At 44.5% G+C, this 18,057-nt stretch carries 19 protein-coding genes and 1 tRNA gene; 11 read left to right on the top strand and 9 right to left on the bottom strand.

Going from position 1 to position 18,057, the window contains the following annotated elements:
- Positions 1–2: 2 nt before the first annotated feature.
- Together WOA13_RS10610 and WOA13_RS10605 are read left to right on the top strand one after the other, a co-directional pair.
- Positions 3–248, top strand: a complete 246-nt coding sequence (locus WOA13_RS10610) for a DUF2769 domain-containing protein (RefSeq protein WP_342127876.1) — start codon at positions 3–5, stop codon at positions 246–248.
- Positions 245–688 carry a rhodanese-like domain-containing protein gene (locus WOA13_RS10605; protein ID WP_342127875.1) on the top strand — a complete coding sequence of 148 codons (444 nt, stop codon included), beginning with the start codon at positions 245–247 and terminating at the stop codon, positions 686–688. The genes WOA13_RS10610 and WOA13_RS10605 overlap by 4 nt, the downstream gene beginning before the upstream one ends.
- A gap of 2 nt (positions 689–690) precedes the next feature.
- Here the strand turns inward: WOA13_RS10605 and WOA13_RS10600 are convergent, their stop codons facing one another.
- Positions 691–1,314, bottom strand: a complete 624-nt coding sequence (locus WOA13_RS10600) for a carbonic anhydrase (RefSeq protein WP_342127874.1) — start codon at positions 1,312–1,314, stop codon at positions 691–693.
- A 126-nt stretch (positions 1,315–1,440) separates the two neighbouring features.
- Between WOA13_RS10600 and WOA13_RS10595 the strand changes: the two genes are divergently transcribed.
- The 3 genes from WOA13_RS10595 to WOA13_RS10585 all read left to right on the top strand — a co-directional run bounded on the left by WOA13_RS10595 (position 1,441) and on the right by WOA13_RS10585 (position 5,002).
- Positions 1,441–3,738 carry a PAS domain S-box protein gene (locus WOA13_RS10595; protein WP_342127873.1) on the top strand — a complete coding sequence of 766 codons (2,298 nt, stop codon included), beginning with the start codon at positions 1,441–1,443 and terminating at the stop codon, positions 3,736–3,738.
- 10 nt (positions 3,739–3,748) lie between these two features.
- Positions 3,749–4,141, top strand: a complete 393-nt coding sequence (locus WOA13_RS10590; protein WP_342127872.1) for a response regulator — start codon at positions 3,749–3,751, stop codon at positions 4,139–4,141.
- Positions 4,142–4,315: 174 nt separating this feature from the next.
- Positions 4,316–5,002 carry an HAD family hydrolase gene (locus WOA13_RS10585; RefSeq protein WP_342127871.1) on the top strand — a complete coding sequence of 229 codons (687 nt, stop codon included), beginning with the start codon at positions 4,316–4,318 and terminating at the stop codon, positions 5,000–5,002.
- Here WOA13_RS10585 and WOA13_RS10580 read toward each other — a convergent pair.
- Positions 4,982–5,395: a PaaI family thioesterase gene (locus WOA13_RS10580; RefSeq protein WP_342127870.1), complete on the bottom strand. Its 414-nt coding sequence runs from the start codon at positions 5,393–5,395 to the stop codon at positions 4,982–4,984. The two genes, WOA13_RS10585 and WOA13_RS10580, sit on opposite strands and share 21 nt — an antisense overlap.
- 373 nt (positions 5,396–5,768) lie before the next feature.
- Between WOA13_RS10580 and WOA13_RS10575 the strand changes: the two genes are divergently transcribed.
- The gene (locus tag WOA13_RS10575) at positions 5,769–6,191 is read left to right on the top strand and encodes a Rossmann-fold NAD(P)-binding domain-containing protein (protein WP_342127869.1); all 423 of its coding nucleotides are present in this window, start codon (positions 5,769–5,771) and stop codon (positions 6,189–6,191) included.
- Positions 6,192–6,230: 39 nt separating this feature from the next.
- Here WOA13_RS10575 and WOA13_RS10570 read toward each other — a convergent pair whose 3' ends face one another.
- Positions 6,231–6,599 (bottom strand): hypothetical protein, encoded by a 369-nt coding sequence (locus WOA13_RS10570; RefSeq protein WP_342127868.1) that lies wholly within the window; start codon positions 6,597–6,599, stop codon positions 6,231–6,233.
- A 157-nt stretch (positions 6,600–6,756) separates the two neighbouring features.
- On the opposite strand from WOA13_RS10570, the gene WOA13_RS10565 reads away from it, so the two are divergent.
- From WOA13_RS10565 to WOA13_RS10545, 5 genes are all read left to right on the top strand, one after another.
- Positions 6,757–7,839, top strand: coding sequence for an outer membrane lipoprotein-sorting protein (locus tag WOA13_RS10565; RefSeq protein ID WP_342127867.1), 1,083 nt, complete (start codon positions 6,757–6,759; stop codon positions 7,837–7,839).
- Positions 7,840–7,924: 85 nt separating this feature from the next.
- Complete coding sequence (locus WOA13_RS10560) at positions 7,925–8,728, top strand: hypothetical protein (protein WP_342127866.1); 804 nt, start codon at positions 7,925–7,927, stop codon at positions 8,726–8,728.
- A 17-nt stretch (positions 8,729–8,745) separates the two neighbouring features.
- Complete coding sequence (locus tag WOA13_RS10555; protein WP_342127865.1) at positions 8,746–9,240, top strand: hypothetical protein; 495 nt, start codon at positions 8,746–8,748, stop codon at positions 9,238–9,240.
- Positions 9,241–9,325: 85 nt separating this feature from the next.
- Complete coding sequence (locus WOA13_RS10550; RefSeq protein WP_342127864.1) at positions 9,326–10,489, top strand: poly-gamma-glutamate biosynthesis protein PgsC/CapC; 1,164 nt, start codon at positions 9,326–9,328, stop codon at positions 10,487–10,489.
- On the top strand, positions 10,486–12,084 hold the full coding sequence (locus WOA13_RS10545) for a Mur ligase family protein (RefSeq protein WP_342127863.1): 1,599 nt from the start codon (positions 10,486–10,488) through the stop codon (positions 12,082–12,084). The genes WOA13_RS10550 and WOA13_RS10545 overlap by 4 nt, the downstream gene beginning before the upstream one ends.
- A gap of 36 nt (positions 12,085–12,120) precedes the next feature.
- Here WOA13_RS10545 and WOA13_RS10540 read toward each other — a convergent pair whose 3' ends face one another.
- From WOA13_RS10540 to WOA13_RS10515, 6 genes are all read right to left on the bottom strand, one after another.
- Positions 12,121–12,924, bottom strand: a complete 804-nt coding sequence (locus WOA13_RS10540; protein ID WP_342127862.1) for a heme ABC transporter ATP-binding protein — start codon at positions 12,922–12,924, stop codon at positions 12,121–12,123.
- On the bottom strand, positions 12,917–14,068 hold the full coding sequence (locus WOA13_RS10535; RefSeq protein ID WP_342127861.1) for a FecCD family ABC transporter permease: 1,152 nt from the start codon (positions 14,066–14,068) through the stop codon (positions 12,917–12,919). The genes WOA13_RS10540 and WOA13_RS10535 overlap by 8 nt, the downstream gene beginning before the upstream one ends.
- Positions 14,069–14,094: 26 nt before the next feature.
- On the bottom strand, positions 14,095–15,174 hold the full coding sequence (locus WOA13_RS10530) for an ABC transporter substrate-binding protein (protein WP_342127860.1): 1,080 nt from the start codon (positions 15,172–15,174) through the stop codon (positions 14,095–14,097).
- Between the two features lie 278 nt (positions 15,175–15,452).
- Positions 15,453–17,087 carry a glycosyltransferase family 4 protein gene (locus tag WOA13_RS10525; protein WP_342127859.1) on the bottom strand — a complete coding sequence of 545 codons (1,635 nt, stop codon included), beginning with the start codon at positions 17,085–17,087 and terminating at the stop codon, positions 15,453–15,455.
- Between the two features lie 163 nt (positions 17,088–17,250).
- Positions 17,251–17,505, bottom strand: coding sequence for a hypothetical protein (locus WOA13_RS10520; RefSeq protein WP_342127858.1), 255 nt, complete (start codon positions 17,503–17,505; stop codon positions 17,251–17,253).
- A gap of 421 nt (positions 17,506–17,926) precedes the next feature.
- Positions 17,927–18,001: transfer RNA gene (locus WOA13_RS10515), tRNA-Arg, on the bottom strand.
- Positions 18,002–18,057 lie beyond the last annotated feature (56 nt).

Raw genomic sequence — 18,057 nt, 5'->3', positions numbered from 1 at the left:
CAATGATGTCCGGTAGCGAAGAAGAAAAGATCGGCGGGAAATATTTCGGTATATGTCCCTCTTTCCACCATTCCAAGGCCTGTAATTGTAAACATTGCCCGTCATCTCCCGGAGAGGGGTATATGTTCTGTGCAAGGGGCAACAAGTTACCTGTCCCTGAAAAAGCGGGATGTTTGTGTAAGGAGTGCTATGTTTACAGCCAGTTCGCTCTTGAAGGCGAATATTTCTGCAGAGAAGAGGATGAATGAGTATGTTGTCTGAGAAAATATTACTTGTTCTTGCCATAGTAATAGTTTCCTGCCTTATTTTAGGGTGTGCAGGCTACGGCACTTCTGATCCGGCAGATGGGACTGTTGGTTCAGATGGATACACTGATGTATCTGTAAAAGAAGCAAAAGAGATGATCGATTCAGGGGATGTGTTCCTGCTGGACGTCCGTTCAGTGGGTGAGTTCGAGACCGAGCACATCGAAGGTGCTGTGAACATCAATGTGAACGAACTCAGCTCAAGGCTGGATGAGGTGCCCCGGGATGAAACGATACTTGTCTATTGTCGCTCTGGTTCCAGAAGTGTTACTGCAAGCAATATCCTCGTTGATGCCGGTTATATGGATGTGTACAACATGCTTGGCGGCATCAACAAATGGAAAGCTGCAGGCTACCCTTATGTGAGCGGCTCATCATCTTAATTTTATTTTCTTTGGTTGTATCCGTCTGCAAGTTCCACGTTAACTTCAACGACCTCGTCATTTGTATGCCTGAATGGGTATCCTTCGTATATCTCAGGTAATGCATCTGCATCTTCCTGGGAAGTGATGACAACTCCTGAGGGCACATATCTGTTCTCTGGAACATTTGCACCTATCACACAGGCTTTTGGCTCAAGTACTGAGTTTTTTCCAATTGTTGCCTTATATACAAAGGTCTGCATTCCTACGAACACATTATCAAAAACAATTGCAGGGCCATGAACCTGTGCCTGGTGGGCAAGAGACACTCGTTTTCCTATATATATCGAATAGTTCTCCCCATCAACTTCTACCTGGTTCTCTTTTATTGGATTCCCATTCTGGTCGATGGTCTGGCGCCCATGGAGGATAACTGCGTCCTGCACATTGCTGTGATCATCGATCCTGATGTCCAGGCCTTCATCTCCTCTTACAGATGCATAGGGTGCGACCATAACCTTTTCACCGATGGAAACTGCTCCGATTACAGTTGCCTGCGGGTGGATGTATGCGGTTTCCGAGATCTCCGGATGCTTGCTTTCTGGATTCCATGAAGTAACTGGATTTGCTTCAACGTTTTCTGGCATAGTATCACGAAGAATTATAATGATTTTCTATTAATAATCAATTTCCCTCAGTAAAATAGAGTGTAATTTTCAAGACTTTGGGTAGTTTAATATTGAATACCTGTCTTATTCTATTCGGGAATTAGCATGAATGTGTCTGAGGATGTGGATGAAGGAGCTGACAATTTCAATGCTTCCGTATCTGATAAGTTGCTGCGCATACAGCGGGAGATAGGTATTGCCCTCTGCTCCAGCAGTAATCTTCTAACGAGTCTTGAGAGGTTACTGGAAACCACTCTTAATATCGGTGTGATCGATTGTGGCGGAATCTATTTTGTAGATGAGGATACCGGTGAGATCTATCTTGTAATGCAGAAGGGCCTTTCAGAGAAGTTCATTCGCAGAAATTCTCATTACAGTTCAGATTCTTCTCAGAATAATCTCCTCAAAAAAGGTTTCCCTCTGTATGGAGTATGTCTTGATTTTGCGGGCAACATCCCGGAAGACCCTTTTACAAACAGTTTGCGTGGCTGCGGTATCATCCCTATAATGCACAACGGAAAAGTGGTAGGCAGCCTGAACGTTGCTTCACACACTCACGATGAGCTTCCTTATGATATCAAGGATTCCCTGGAAGCTATCGGTGCACAGATCGGTGGTTTCATTGCAAGGATAAGGTCTGAGCTGGTACTGGAAAAAAGACAAAAGGACCTCCAGAACCTTTTTGAAAGCATTGAGGACTTCTTTTTCGTTATAGATATGGGCGGCAACATTATCGATGCCAACAAAAAGACCCTTGATAGGCTGGGATATGACTTGGATGAATTTTGCAGACTGGGTCCTATGGGTCTGCATTCCGATGAAGATCGGGCTAAGGTCCTGAAAGTCATGAAGGAGGTCCGTGAGAAGAATCACACTTCCTTTTCTATCCCGATGGTCACAAAGCAAGGAGTTTCAATTCCCGTTGAAGTGAAAGTAACTCCCGGTAAATGGAATGGAAAAGATGCTTACTTTGCTATATGCAGGGATATATCCGACCGTCAAAATGCTGAACACCTGCTCAAAAAGGAGAAGGATAAGCTCCAGAACTACCTGGATATCGTTGGAGTGATCATCTTTGCAGTTGACCGTGACCAGAACGTTATCAGCATCAACAGGAAAGGCTGCAGGATGTTCGGGCGTCCGGAATCTGAAATCATTGGGAAGAAGTGGTATGACCTGGGCTTTTCAGAAGAGTTCAGTTTCCAGGGACGGAAAACTTTCCCGAAGATAATGAAAGGCGATAAGAACGTCATGGAATATTCGGAGAGCAGCATAGTGACAGGCATGGGTGAGGCACGTATCATTGCATGGCATACTGTGGTTCTGAAAGACGATGATGGTCAGATCACAGGTTTGTTATGTTCCGGTGAGGATGTGACCGAATTCAGGGAAGCAGAGTCTGCCCTTAAAAGTTCTGAAGAAAAATACCGTGTTGTTTTCAATGCTTCCCTTGACGGCATCACTATTCATGAAAAGGAGAACTACCGGCTGCTTGATATCAATGCCAGGGGTTGCGAGATGTCGGGGTATTCCAGGGAAGAGGTGCTTGGCAGGACCGCTGAGGACATAAAACGGGGGAAGGCCCTTTTTTCAATGGAGAAGGTCAGGTGGTTGATAGACACTGCTTCTGAAAAGGGATTTGCCAACGCTGAATGGGAAGGCCGTAAGAAGAATGGCGAGCTTTTCTGGACCGATGTCATAGCAACGGCAGCTAAAATTGGTGGCAAAGACCGGGTAATTATAACGATACATGATCTTACCGAGCGCAAGGATGCGGAAAAGGCCCTGATGGAGATCGAGGCGATGCGTAAAAAGGAGATCCATCATCGCATAAAGAATAACCTCCAGATAATATGCAGCCTGCTCGACCTCTGTTCCATGGATTTCGATGATAATCATGTTGTGCAGGCTTTTATGGACAGCAAGAACCGTGTTATGTCCATGTCACTGATCCACGAGGAGCTTTACAGGTCAACGGACATGGAAAGCATCAATTTTGCCGATTATATTCATAAGCTCTCTACTGAACTTATCAGTTCATATTCAGTTGACAAGGATATTGAGCTCGAGCTTAATGTAGAGGATATCTTCCTGAGCATGGACACTGCCATTCCCCTTGGCATTATCATAAATGAACTGGTCACCAATTCTTTGAAGCATGCTTTTGAGGGTAGTTCGGGCAGGATCAGCATTGATCTTCAGCGTGGGGATGAAAATAAATTTATACTAATTGTGAGTGATAATGGAATAGGTTTCCCGAAAGAACTTGATCATAAGAAAAGTACTTCCCTGGGTTTACAGCTGTTGAACACGCTGGTGGACCAGATAGGTGGTACAATTGAAATGGATCGGTCCTGCGGGACAGCATTTACAATAATTTTTGACGAAAAGGGAAAGATGTGAAGGGTACACTATGAAAGAGGCAAATATTTTAGTCGTCGAGGATGAGAATATCGTTGCTTTAAGCATAAAGAAAAAGCTTGAACTTATGGGATATTCAGTGATTGATACGGCTTCTTCAGGAGAGGATGCTATTGTAAAAGCAGACCTGTTCTATCCTGATCTTGTGCTGATGGATGTCATGCTCAGGGGCGAGATGGACGGCATCGAGGCTGCCAAAATGATCAGGGAAAAGTTCGATATCCCGGTGATCTTCCTTACGGCATATACCGATGATAAGACCCTTGAGAGGGCAAAGTTGGCTGAGCCTTATGGTTATATTTCAAAGCCGTTCAAGGAACAGGACCTCAAATCCAATATTGAGATGGCCCTCCACAAGCATGAGAAAGAGATCCGGTTAAGATAAATTCTGATTGTATTATACAGGTCCTTTGATCATTTTTTCTTTCTAGTTTACCTTTTTTGTCAAATGGTTATTCCAATAGCTCATTTTAATAAGCTATATCAATAACCTCTGTTATATGCCCTTCAAACCCGGATTCCCGATATTCGGGATCTGTGTATTCTGAAGGTGTAATTCGTGTTAAAGGTCCTGATATTTGATATGGATGGTGTGCTGGTGGATTCGATGTCCTACCACACCGAGGCCATGAAGCATATTTTTGATGATCTGGGTATCGCTATGGACAAGCAGGATATCTATGACCTGGAAGGGTCTCCGACCGTGGAGATCGTTGGTTCTCTCCTTGAGAAGGAGGGTATCGATCCCAATAATTTTGATGTTGATGGTCTTATCAAAAGATACAGGGCGGAGTTTGCAAGGATCCTTGTGCTTAGCTCGTTCAAAGAAATGGATGAATGCCTTCCGATATTGAAGGAAAGGTTCCTTCTCTCTGTAGTCTCAGGAGCTGACCGGAACATCGTACATGATGTTATTGGAAGGCTGTTCGACGGGATATTTGATGTTGTTCTCAGCGGCGAGGACCTGGAGCGCGGCAAGCCTGAGCCGGATCCGTTCCTGAAGGTCGCCGAGATACTGAACGTTGACCGGAGTGAATGTCTTGTTGTGGAAAATGCTCCCATGGGTGTGGAGGCTGCGAACAGGGCGGGCATCTTCTGTGTTGCTGTGCCTACCTATGTAAGCAAAGAGAGCATCGCAATGGCTGACATGATCGTGGATGATCACCGTATGCTAAAGGACTTCCTGCTTGGGCTTGAACATCCTGAAAAAGAAGAGGTTGAATCCTTACGCCTGCTCCATGAATGATTCAACTGTCTGTTTTTTCCTGTATACCATTCCCTGGAAGATGGCAATGGTGTTGTTGTTATCATCTGTGACCTCAATGGTATATGTGGCGATCTTCGGATTCCTTGATGTTTCCTTTGCCTCGGCAATTAATGTCCCTGATGTTGCTGCGGTGACAAAGGATATGGTTGCATTTATGGCGATCGCAACATTTCCATGGGAATTGGCCGCAGCTGCAAAAGCGAAGTCCGCCAGGGTGAAAGTTGCTCCTCCCTGTACAATACCCACACCGTTTAAGTGGTGTTCCTGAATGTCCATCTTTGCTTTTGCATAACCTTCTGATACCTCCAGAAGCTCAGCATTGATATATTCTGCAAATTTGTCCCTTTTGAAGAACTCTTTTATGCGGTTCATTTTTTTCTTCTCCTTATTGGTCTTACAGTTTGTAGGTCGTTTACATGTGTTATATTTTGGCCCGCGTTCTTACCTTTTAGAATAATATCTATTGCAGAAATTACTATCTTATTAGGAAAGCCCTTTCCATTAATGAGAATACGGATGTGTCTCCACACAAACCCCCCAATTTCCACTGGAGGTCTCGCACAATGTATATGGATATCCTGTACTTCCAGGACATAGTTGTGTAATATAAGGCAACTTTGGAAGGGTTAATATGACTCGAAGGCAAATAGAAGGTATTTTAAGGAGCGAGGTATAAGATTATTTTAATTACTTAATTTCATTTTATTATTGAGAAATTATTTTCCGGTATGGAGGGCGCGTTAATATGGGAATGGATTATTCAGAGTTCTGGGATGCGGATGAGTATATTGTGGTAAATGACAAAACAAAGCCTGCTATTAAATGGGCAGCCGATGAGCTGAAAAAGCGCGGCAAGACAGTTCATTACGTTGACCTTTCCAACAGGCCGGACCTGGATACTATCAAATCTGCAGGTGAGGCTCCAGATGGTGTTAAGAATGCAGTGATAGGCGTGACTCTCATGGAACCTGCTGATATCATGAAGCAGCTTTTTGAAAAAGGGGTTGTCAATATATGGATCCACTGGAGGACAGACACTCCTGCTGTGCGGGAACTATGCGCTGATCACAATTGCTTCACAGGCAGGTGTCCCATGATGTATCTGGGTAGTGATCTTAGTATTCATGGCGTACACAGGGCGATCGCCAAACTGACCGGAAAATATTGAAGCAACTTCAGATCATTTAGAATTAGATCTGAAGAAGCCTTACTTCCGTGATCTCAAGGTAAGTATCCCTCCCAGAATTAGCAGGGCACCTATGGGTGTCCACATCACGTTCAGTAGTACAAATCCTGCAATGCCCGGGATGAGCATCAACATGGTTGCCAGTTGATCTTTCTTCCCCGCATATATTCCTCCTGCTACCCCCATCGCTCCGAATATCATTATCAAAGCGCAGAGTCCGGACATGATGATCTCTGGATCGGATATCCCCCAAACAGCTGGAACTCCGTAGATAAAACTGCTCCCGCCTGGTCCGATTCCTCCTACTGTAACTGCAAACATGAATGCTGCTATGATAATCGCTAAAGTCCCACCTGTGATCCCCAATGCCGCCCCTGTCTTCTTGTTCATAATCTTCTTCTCCGGATTTGCCTGATCTGGAATTGTATATTCAAATAACAATTTTATTTTTAAAATGCAAAACTTTTATTATGTTTAATCACATTATAAATTTTCAGCATTAAATCTTCCGGCAGAAACCCGGATTTGAACTGAAGTGATGATCAATATGAAAAGAATCAGGATCTTGTTTGTTTTCTTTATGGTATTCTCTGCATTTTTATCAGCAGGATGTGTGAATGATCAGGTCTCAGCAGAAGAGATCGCAGAACAAATGCAGCAGAAAAATGACCTGATAGAGGATTCCTCGTTCACGTTGTATATGACGATGTCGCTCATGGGTGAGGAAACAGTAATTGAACAGGACATGATCCAGAAAAAGGAAAAGAGCCGTACTGTTATCAGGCAGCCCGCAGAACAGGCAGGGATGGTTTCCGTTTACAATGGAGAGACAATGTGGACATACGATCCCCATCAGAACACTGTTGTAATTATGGATGTTCCTCATATCGATATGGAAATGGATTACGCGGGTCTGATCTCCCAGTTCCTGAATGAAAGTGATATTTCCTTTTCCGGAATTGAGAAGATCGATGGCAGGAATTCCTTTATAATGATCCTTGAGCCAAAAGAAGAAGGATCTTCTGATGTTATATTTACAGGTAATCTCAAGGTCTGGGTGGATGAAGAGACGTGGATGCCGTTGAAGTACGAAATGTATGATAACGAGGGTAATGTTATCGTTTCAGTTGAAGTCCGCGATCTGCAGGTGAATGCCGGTATTTCGGACGATGTTTTTGAGTTCGAGATCCCTGAAGGTGCGGAAGTGAGTACATTTGATATGAACGAGTTTGCACTTCCAGAGGAGATGACGTTAGAAGAAGCAGGGGATAAGGCTGATTTTGATATACTTATTCCCGCCTATGTGCCGGAGGACTATGTTTTCGATCATGCATTAGTGTTCGATAACAGTGATTTCGCAACTGGTAGCCAGGTCATGCAAAGAGTGACTCTTGTTTACATTAATGGAGACTCCCGGATGTCGATTTCTGAAATATTCTATGAATCCGGTTTTCCCGGACCAACGGAGTTCTCTACTTCCGAGAGTGTTGATGTCAATGGTTCTCCCGGAGACTTTGTCGAGGTTTATGGAAATAGCATGCTTCGATGGGATGTGGATGGCATTGATCTGACGATAAGCGCTTCTCTGGATAAGGATGAGCTACTGGAGATTGCAAGGTCGATGATTTGATTTTATTTTTATATGGTCGGGTGTCAGTTTCATTTTGTAACAAATGCCTGACCAAGACATAATTCCCGTCAAGGTGGTGGATGATATGAGGAAAGTATTGGGAGTTGTTCTCTCAGTTTTTATTTTATTTATTATTGTAATATCTGTTATTGGACTTCATGATTCTGAAAGGTCCTACGAGGACAGTTTCAGAAGCGATTATGAGTACAATGTGGTGATAAGGACCAGCTCTACACTGGAATACGTAACATTTTACCTTCCAGTCCCTGTCTTTGAGAACAGGTCAGAGGTGGCTGAAAGCCTGATCTCAGAGAACCTTCATAATATGCCGGATGGGTGGAATTTTAGTCTTGTCGATACGGAGTATGGTCCTATGCTCGGTATTACTGCAGATGAGATCATCCCGACATATCATTCGTATCCTGTTGCTGTCCCTGAAGATGATTCTATTGATAATGCCGATGTTGCAGACGAGTGGTCGACCTCTGATGAATATTCGGATGAAACCCCGGTACTGAGTTCGTTTGACTTTGGTATGCTCCTGGGTGTGGAATCGGAGATCGACACAAGGAATCCTTTTGGAAAGGAGGCGATGCTGGCTCCAAAGTACGATCTTGGGATGGTCGATCACGATCCTGCATATCCTTTCTCCTCGGGAGAGGAATTCCAATTCTACGAATATGACAGCTTTATCTATGCGGAATATGAAGCAGGTCCTGATAGCAGGGTAGAGATATCAGTTACCATGGCTGGCCTGAACCAGTGGTGGGTGTATGGGTGGAGCTACAATGGTTACGATGATTCCATCTTCACAGAACTTACCGGGGAACAGGAAGGCTGGGTGAGTGCAGAAGGGCAAGTGGTGACAGGCAAAGGTTCATACAAATAAGGGTAGCAGGTTGTAAAATGGCGAATATTTCAAATAACACGATCATCGTCGGGATCACATTGATTCTTGCACTACTAACTTATAGTTACTACATAGGTCAATTGCTTTCGGGAGTATTGATCTCTATATTGCTGATTATTATCTTTTTTATTCCGGTAAAGGATATTGCAGGTTCTAAAGCATCAAAGACAACCACTGTCCAGGAAGAGCTTGAGGGTGAGGTCCTTGTTGATTCAAGGATATATGAGAAGGCAAATTCTTTTATCGGTATTCCCATAGGTATTGTGCTGGGGAAGATATTCGGTAGGTATGAGAGCGTTTTTAGTCTACGTAGCGGTAAAGGTCCGGTCATTGTTTTCTATCCGGGTGTCTGTCCGGTCTCAGGAGGTAGCAATGTCCGGATATCCGGTATATGGTATGAGGGGGAGAATGTAGGTATCAAAGGTAACTTTTTCAGGGCTGAGAGAATTGTGGATGAGAGTACAGGTCTTGTGTTCGCATTAAAAAAATGAGTGTGAGATATGAAAATCTAAGAGTGTAACTCTCTTTTATTTCGTATAATAGGCTTAATATATAATCCCCAAACATCTATTTAGTATGCTTATATCGGTGTTTCTTGCGGTTATTGGAATTCTATCGGTGATCATACTTACCCAGTTCTTCGGATACCGTCTTGGAGGGGTCATAGTAGTTCCGGTACTTGCGGTCTATACGTGTAAGAACTTCTTCATGCTGCCGCTGTTCCTCGCAGGTTTCATAATTGCGTATCTGGGGCTTCGTTACCTGCAGAAGAACACAATGATCTATGGGAGGGAGGAACTTGTTGCAACATTGTTGCTGGGGTCGGTATTGCCTGTCATTGGCCTGTTCTTCATGAAGGGCGTGGGTTATGATCTCACAGACGTAGTATTCTTTGGAAGTATACTTCCCGGGCTTGCAGCTTATAATTACTCAAGGATAAAACCGGAGTACAGGAAACATGATCTAATGGCTTCTGTAGGCATATTCGTCGGACTTCTGGCAGCAGCCTGGGTCCTTGTTACCCCTTCCACAAGTGAAGCAATAGGATACCTTACACCTCCCATCCTTTTCAGTTCCACTTCCGATCTTGCCGTTATGAAGAATGCGGTTGTGGACATCCAGCCGGTTCCCGCGATGATCGACCGTTTTTCCGCATTTGTCCTTTTCATGGTGTCCCTGGTGCTCTCGGAGTTTGTAAGGAAGTCCACCGGTATACGTGTGGGTGTTGTATCCATGGCGATCCTTGCTATCTTCTCACTTGAGAACAGGTGGTTCTTTTTACTCTATTTTGTTAATCTCTTTGTCTCTTACTTCGGTATCGTCATGATACAGAAAGCAACACTGGTTTATGGAAGGAACCTGATCGGGCTTGGGGCCTGCATTTCACTGATGTTGACGGTCCCGTTCGTCTTCCTATTCCCGGTGTCCCGTGGGCTATCGGTTTTCTTCCTCGGGCTGATCGCGGGGCTGAATGCGTATAACCTTCATGTCACGGCCCCTGCAGAGAGGAAATTGTTCATTCCATTGCAGATATCCCTGCTGGCACCACTTATTGCCCTCGCTGCGGCTCTTGGTGAAGGGCAGCCACAGGGCCTGTTCCACGAATTTGGTATTGTCCAGCTAATGATGGTTGTTCTGGGGGCGGCAATTTCCATAGCATTTGTGAAGTACAACTGGGTTTCCAGGCCGCTGGATGAGCATGTCTGGAATGCTTCACTGTTCTCGGAGGAAGACGAATGAAGCGAGCTACCTATGAGATCTACAATAAGGCAGGTGGCTGGACCTGGAGATTAAGGAACAAGGAGGAGATCCTGGCATACAGCGGAAAGATGTTCCCGAGCTCTTCGGAGGCATGGAGGGAAGTGGACCGTGTGCGTGCCATGGCCGCAAGACTTGCCGGGATAGATGCATTCCAGGACATACCACTTGAAGAGATACCTTCAATGGAGATCGCAAATGCGGATGATATCGACTGGCACCTGACTTTCTGCAGTGGGAATACCGTTGCATGCAGTGCAAGACATTATGATGTTCACGAAGATGCCAAAGAGATGCGCAAGGAACTGCTTAGGGATATGATCGGTGCTGTCAAGGTCTTCGTAATGGATGATAGTGATGATCTGCTTACGTTCAGTGTGGGCAGAAAGGGTCCCATGGAATGTCTTGGCTGTTTCCTTAAGAGAGGCCGCAAGCACCGCAACCTTCTGGAACTGACGGATATGCGAATTGATGTGGTGGGCATCCGTGGAAAGTCTTCCACAGTCCATCGTCTCTCTGAGATATTCACAAGGCGCGGGTACAATTCACTTGCCAAGGTCACAGGGAACCGTCCCCATTTGATAGTTAATGGTTTCTCGATACCAATTGAGAGGATGGGTCCGAATGTAACACTTTATGAGAACATCCATGGTTATCAGGAGTTTGTGCCGATCATCGAGTCCTATTCCCCGGATGAGCGGAAGGATATTGCGATCTTTGAGAACCAGGCGATCACCGAATATACCACAAGGATGGTCAATGAGGTCTTTGTCAAACCACATATTGTGGTAATTACCAATGTCAGACAGGATCACCTTTCAACACTTGGCAGGGACAAGATCGAGATCGCAAGGGCATTTGCGCGCTCGATACCAAAAGGAACCCTGGTCATCAATTGTGAGCAGAATGCGGTCCTTCAGGATTATATGATGGATGAGATCGAAAAGCGCGGGGCCACTGTGAAGAATGTGGTGGTTCCTGAAGAGCACAGGGGTCTTCTGGGTGCTGAAACAGTGCATTCACTGAACTATGTCCTTGAGGAAGTTGGAAGTGTGCCGATCCCATTTGAGGAACTGGATGCCTATATAATGTCAATGCAGCCCCGCTGGATGGAGCTTGAAGGCGGCTGTACCATCTTCAATGCTGCAGAGGTCAATGATGTGGAAAGCACTGAAATGATCCGCAAACAGCTTGCAGGGAAGAACAAGGTCCTGCCGTTCGTGTATCTCAGGGATGAGCGCAGGGGCAGGTCCTTTTCTTTTGTGAACTACCTGAACCATCTCTTTGAGAAGGGTTACATCGAAGAGGTCTTTGTAGGCGGTCGTACGATCGCTCCGTTCGCAAAGAACATCATTGCCCCCACAAGACAGTTCAGTGCGGATGATGATGCTTCCATGGTCCTTGATGAGATGGAAAAGAAGGGCATTCCCATTGTTCTCATGGGCAACACCGTTGACGATTTCATGAGGAATATGGAACTTGAGATATCACGAAGGGTGAAGATGGGTGGCAACAAGCATTATTCACCTGAGGTGGATACACTGGAAAAAGTTAGTACGAACATCAGGTCTGTCTGATGTTCTTTATTTTTACAGTATAAGATCGGGACACGATCATTGTATTTCCCGGGGACCGTTGGTTTTGTCATCAAGTGGTTCCAGACGGGGTATCACATAAAGGGAATTTGTGATGCTGTTGTTGATGATCTCTACATCGATGTTATAAGTCTCTTTTATGTTTGCAGGTGTCAGAACCTCTTCAGGACTTCCGGTGGAAATGATGTCCCCGTCCCGGATGAGGCAGATCCTGTCACAGTAATAAGCAGCCAGGTTCAGGTCATGGACGACCGCTATGACAAGCATTCCTTTTCTGGACGCATCCTTTACCAGGTTCAATATATCTATCTGGTTGGTGATGTCCAGATGTGAGGTTGGTTCATCCAGAAGAAGTATCTTTGGACCTTGTGCAAGTGCGCGTGCAATGATGACCTTTTGTAGTTCTCCGCCACTTAGTTGTGTAACGAACCTATCTTTTAGATGAAGGATCTTTGTTTTTTTCATTGCATTATGCACTATCTCTATATCCTCATGGGTCTCTCCACCTTTGATGTAAGGTGTGCGCCCCATCAGTACAACATCTTCCACTGTGAACTCAAAATTAATGGATATTACCTGGGACACCATGGCTATATTTTTAGCTATCTCGATGCTGTCCATGTTCTCTATGTCCCGGCCATCTATGGTTATGGTGCCGGAATTAGGTCTTATGATCCTGTTGATCGTTTTTACGAGTGTTGTCTTCCCTGAACCGTTTGGTCCGATGATACCTACGAATTGTCCCGGTTCTGCATGGAGGGCTACCTCGTTGAGTATCTGTCGATCCCCATAATTTACAACAATATCCCTGACTTCAAGCATAGAGGTTCTTCCTCCTTTTTCTCAGGAGATAAACAAAGAAAGGGGCTCCGAAAAGGGCAGTAACGATACCCACAGGAAGATCCACCCCCTGCAGTGAACCGATCCTTTCCAGTATCAACTGGAACAACATCGTATCGTTAGATTCCAGCAGACCCTGAACTTTGGTGGGAAATGTCCTTGCGAATGTGTCGGATATGACCAAAAAAATAGCCCCTGCCAACGTTGAGGAGGGAAGGAGTCCCCTGTGGTCCGGTCCGACAATGTTACGCATTATGTGGGGGATAATGAGTCCCACGAAACCAATGATACCACTAACTGAGACCGCTGCAGCAGTTATCAATGCAGAGATCACCAGTATTTGTTTTTTAACGCTTTCAATATTGACTCCAAGGGATTGTGCCTGCTCTTCTCCCAGCAACATGACGTTAAGGTTCCAGCAATGCCTGTATGACAATAATATCCCTGCAAAAACGATGATCAATGTGATCCTTACCTTATCCCAGTTTGCGTTCCAGAATCCTCCCATCATCCAGTAGATGATCTGATGGAGTGATTCTGAGAAGAAAAGGAAGAACGATGTTAGTGCCGACAGGAAGAAGCCAACAGCTATCCCTGCAAGAAGAAGTGTGTCTACAGGGACCTTCCCGCCTACCTTTGATATGTTATACACAACAAAGATCGTAGCAGTGGCAACTAAAAATGAGATAAGCTGTATTGGTAACAGCAATGTAAAACCGATGGCAGCACCAAGGGCTGCCCCGGATGACATCCCGATTATGTATGGGTCTGCCAGAGGGTTCTTTAGAAGGCCCTGCATGTTGCACCCGGCAGTTGCAAGGGCTGCCCCGACAAGTGCAGCAAGAACTACCCGGGGCAATCTTATCCCGAGAATGATCTTTTCCTGACCATCGGTCCATGTGTGATCAGGTGCGATACTGTTTAACAGATCAAGGGGGCCGGATGAACCGCTTATGAAGGCACATCCTCCTTCGATCCATTCAAGCATATTTGCGTAGATTATCTTTGCTGTCAGGAATGCCGGAATGTTGGTTGTTCCAATAGCCGTACTGATGACCATTACGGCCAAAAGGGCTGCCCCCTTCACAATGATAAGTGCTCTTACGGAACCACTGAACTTTGGCATTTTCACATTCTCTATGAAGGGGCAGTTCAATGACGTTTCTGTCCTAGATATCCAAGTATCATTATGCTGATGGCAAAGAGTGCTCCAAAACCGGGGGTCTGTGCAGTTGAGTTCTCATTCTCCTGGCCGTTACTCTCTTCTTCGGGACCTGCATTTGTCTGTTCTGGATATTCAAGGCTTGTGAAATCCTTTTGTTCCCAGTCTGCTCCCATGTATACATGTAGTTCTTCCAGTCCCTGAACGATCCTTGGTCCGGACAGTTCTATGATGTTGGGATCCTTTATCGGGTATACTCTGTCGTTTTTGATTGCATCAACCGTTTCAAATGCTTCATTGTTCCTCGTGTTGTTTGCGATCTGGTAGGATAGTCCTCCCATTCCGGAACAGATAATTATCTGTGGATCAGCATTGACAACCGTTTCAAGGTTAATGACCGGCCAGTCACTTGCTTCGATGATATTTTTACCCCCCGCCATCTCTATCAGGTCATCCGGATATGTGTCTGTTCCTGCTGCATACATGGGATCATCCCACACAATGTAAAGGACTCCAGGTCTTTCTTCATCAGGTATGTCCTGGCTACTTTCTTTGACAGTGTCGATGACCTGTTGCATATCGTCAACTACGGATTGTGCATTTTCTTTGTTGTTCGTGACCGTTCCCACAAGGAGTATGCTCTGCATGATCTCATCGATCGTCTTCGGATTGACGACGATGGTCTGTACATTAAGTTCTTCAAGGCGTTTGATCGTGTCTTCACCGTTGGCTTCATCCAGCAGGACAAGGTCCGGTTCCAGTTGTGCGACCGTTTCATAATTGATGGTGGTATATCTTCCAACTTTGGTCAGATCGCTTGCTTCAGGAGGGAAGTAATCATCCTCTGTACCTCCGACGACCTTATCCCCGGCACCGACAGCAAACAATATCTCAGTAATGCTTGGCATAAGCGATACGATGCGCTGTGGTTCCTTTTCTATGGTGATTACAGATCCTGCTGAATCAGTTATAGTTATTGGGTATTCCACGCTGTTGTTATCGGCTGCCTGGACGCCTGGCATAAATAACAGGACAAATATGATCAAAATAGCGGAGATCTTTTTTAGCACGATTGTTTCCTCATTAGCAATTTTGATGAGTGTTGCCGGCATATCTATTTATAATTTGTGTTATGGATAACTAATGTTATCCTTAAACGTAAGATAGTTTTAAAATCGACCTCTATCTATGATCGATATCATCAATGTCATGCTAAAGGAACTGGTCACTAGCTTCACGTTCATGACATTAAAAAATCAGAAGGTATTGATGTGAGATATGTTTGAAAAGACAAAAAAGCAATTCTTCCATCAATTTGTAAAATTATTGAATGATCCTTAAGCGTTGGTCAGTTAAGACCAACGCCACTGCATTGCTCAGGATGAGCTGGTTCTTTGATGCATTCTCCATAATAATTTTTCATCAAAGAGTGCCAATTGTCATCCGCTTTTCGGAATTTGATCCCTCTCTTTTTCCCATTGTATTCCCATACTCCAGCCCGATGGAATATTGCACCAATGTGGCTTGATAACTGTGATTCCTTGGGATTCCAGTTAAGATCACGATAAAGGAATTTCCCAATTCCTTCTTTTTCAGTACCGTTTCTTAATTTTTCCACGTTATTTGACAGGTCTTTCCAATTCTCATCTGCCATATACTCATTCAGTTTACCCAGCTCATCCTTCATTATCAGTTTGTCGACCCTGAGTTTACCATTTGGAGAACTGAATTCCCTGACTATGGAAATGTTGAGTTCACTGTCAATTTTCCACCAGAATGTCTTTGCTTTTCCAAGTGTTTCTTCATGTATCCAGTCACTTTTTTGTTCCGGAACATATGCTTCGATCGTTTGTTCTGCGATGGTGTGCCAGTTGAACTTTGTTTCGATGAGCTCTTTTCCAGTTTCTCTCAGGCTGTCATTGGAAAGGTCATCAAGCATGTAATTTAAGCCCCATGCAATGGAATCCGGGTTCTTGTATACCATTATGCCATCAACGAAATTATCGATGATCTGGACCGCATCTGTTGCAACGATGTTCCTTTCAGCATCCCATCCCTCAAGGACCACTATGCCAAAAGGCTCGTTCCTGCTCGGGATACAGAGGATATCGCATGCGTTTATCCAGTCCCTTGCAGTCTCATCGTCTGCGTATCCAAGGAAATGGCAGCGATCGGATACATTTTCTTCATTTACGAGATATTCGCAGTGAGGGCGCATTTCACCCTCTCCTATGAAAACGAACTGAGTGTCCCAGCGATGGTGCAGTACTTTAGGGATGGCTTTGGCAAGCAGGTCGGGACCTTTCTGGTAGCTCATACGTCCTATGAACAGCACAACAGGTGCCAGAGGGTGTATCCCAAATCTCTTTTTCACTTCACCCGGATCAACATCCTTCTTCATTTTTCCATGGAAGATACCGTTTGGGATGATGGAGATCTTCTCATCGGGTATCTGGTACAGGAACTTGATCTCATCTGTGAGCTGCTGTGAAGTAGATATGACCTTTATGGATTCATAGCCGGCCTTCCATTCCCTGTGGGATATCTCCTTTGCCTCCCACCAGTCTCCGTGTACGTTACCATTTCGTCCCCATTCGGTACTGTGATATGTCATCAAAAAAGGAGTTCCAAACTCGTGTTTTATCCTTGAGACCACATTGACAGGGTGCCAGTCATGAACATGCAATATGTCAAATTCGCCATATTCCTTTGTAACTTCAAGGAACCTTGAGTACATTGAATCGCACATACTATCCATTTGCTGGACGATGCCACCATCAAGGGAATGGTCTACTCGATGGTAGTGAACACCATTGACCATCTCGTGTGGTTCCAGTCCTGAATTCCGGGTAAATATGTGTACCGAATTTCCTTTTTCAGCAAGCGCTTCAGCAAGCTCGGAGACATGCGGAGCTATGCCCCCTACCTTTATCGAGTGTAAGCTCTCCCAGGAGAACATCCCGATCTTTAAATTTTCCCCCATTCTTTCATATCCAAAATTTTATGTGCTTAAATAAGTATTTCTGCAGATATTTAAATTTATCATTTTGTGTTCGATCATAAGTTATTTTTGAACGTTCTGTCTTAACGAAGATGTCTTAAGATCCACATTTCAAGAGTCCACGGAAGTAATTGATTGAGCCTGATCAATACCTAAAAGGCCCCTTAAAAGCATCTGATGCCCATCCAACAATTGTGAGAATTCCTATTGCAAGTGCCAGTGATCCAACGGCAGCTATAAGCCCAACAACGGATTGGGCAAATTCAAATGCTTGTGTTAAAGGAGCACCTATGATCAAAGCAGATGCTAGCATTACAGCAAATGTCTTTAACTTTTCAAATTTGGAATCTGTCCAACCCCTGGTAAATCCCTCGATCGCATCAAGTATCAGATTTAACATTCTATTTTTCTCCCCAAGATAAATATGATTCAAAATTCAGGCATTTTTCAATTTACCCAATTACTACCGAAAGCCCCCGCTTACAGCTAATCGTAAAGTAACTTAATAGCAGTATGCCCAAACCCGGTTAGAAATTAACATTATGGCATATATCTTTTTGCAAGTCAAAAGAAATTGTTGGCGGATATTTACCTTTGCAGCGGATTGTACCATCCTGACATCAACTTCCTTTAATTCCAATTTTTCCCTTTAACATCTTGTGAGATGTCAGTTGAAATTCATTTGAGTAATTAAAGCTGGTAGTCTGGACTGACCTTTGCTGAGACTAATATTACTGAGGTTAAGCAAAAAAAGCAAATAAACAGATATCGAATTCTTGAAGGCATCGACATCTGTTTAGGATCTTTTGATCCTATTCTAACGGACCCGGTGGGAGTTGAACCCACGACCCCCGGGTTAGAAGCCCGGTGCTATATCCTGGCTAAGCCACGGGCCCAAATAGATTTGGGCGGATGAGATACGACATGGGTGTTTATACATAAAAGTCTTTTG

Origin of the sequence: Methanococcoides sp. LMO-2 (assembly GCF_038432375.1) — an archaeon.
Classification (GTDB): domain Archaea; phylum Halobacteriota; class Methanosarcinia; order Methanosarcinales; family Methanosarcinaceae; genus Methanococcoides; species Methanococcoides cohabitans.
Note: the sequence above shows the minus strand (reverse complement) of the source record. Positions and strands in the feature narration are given on the sequence as shown.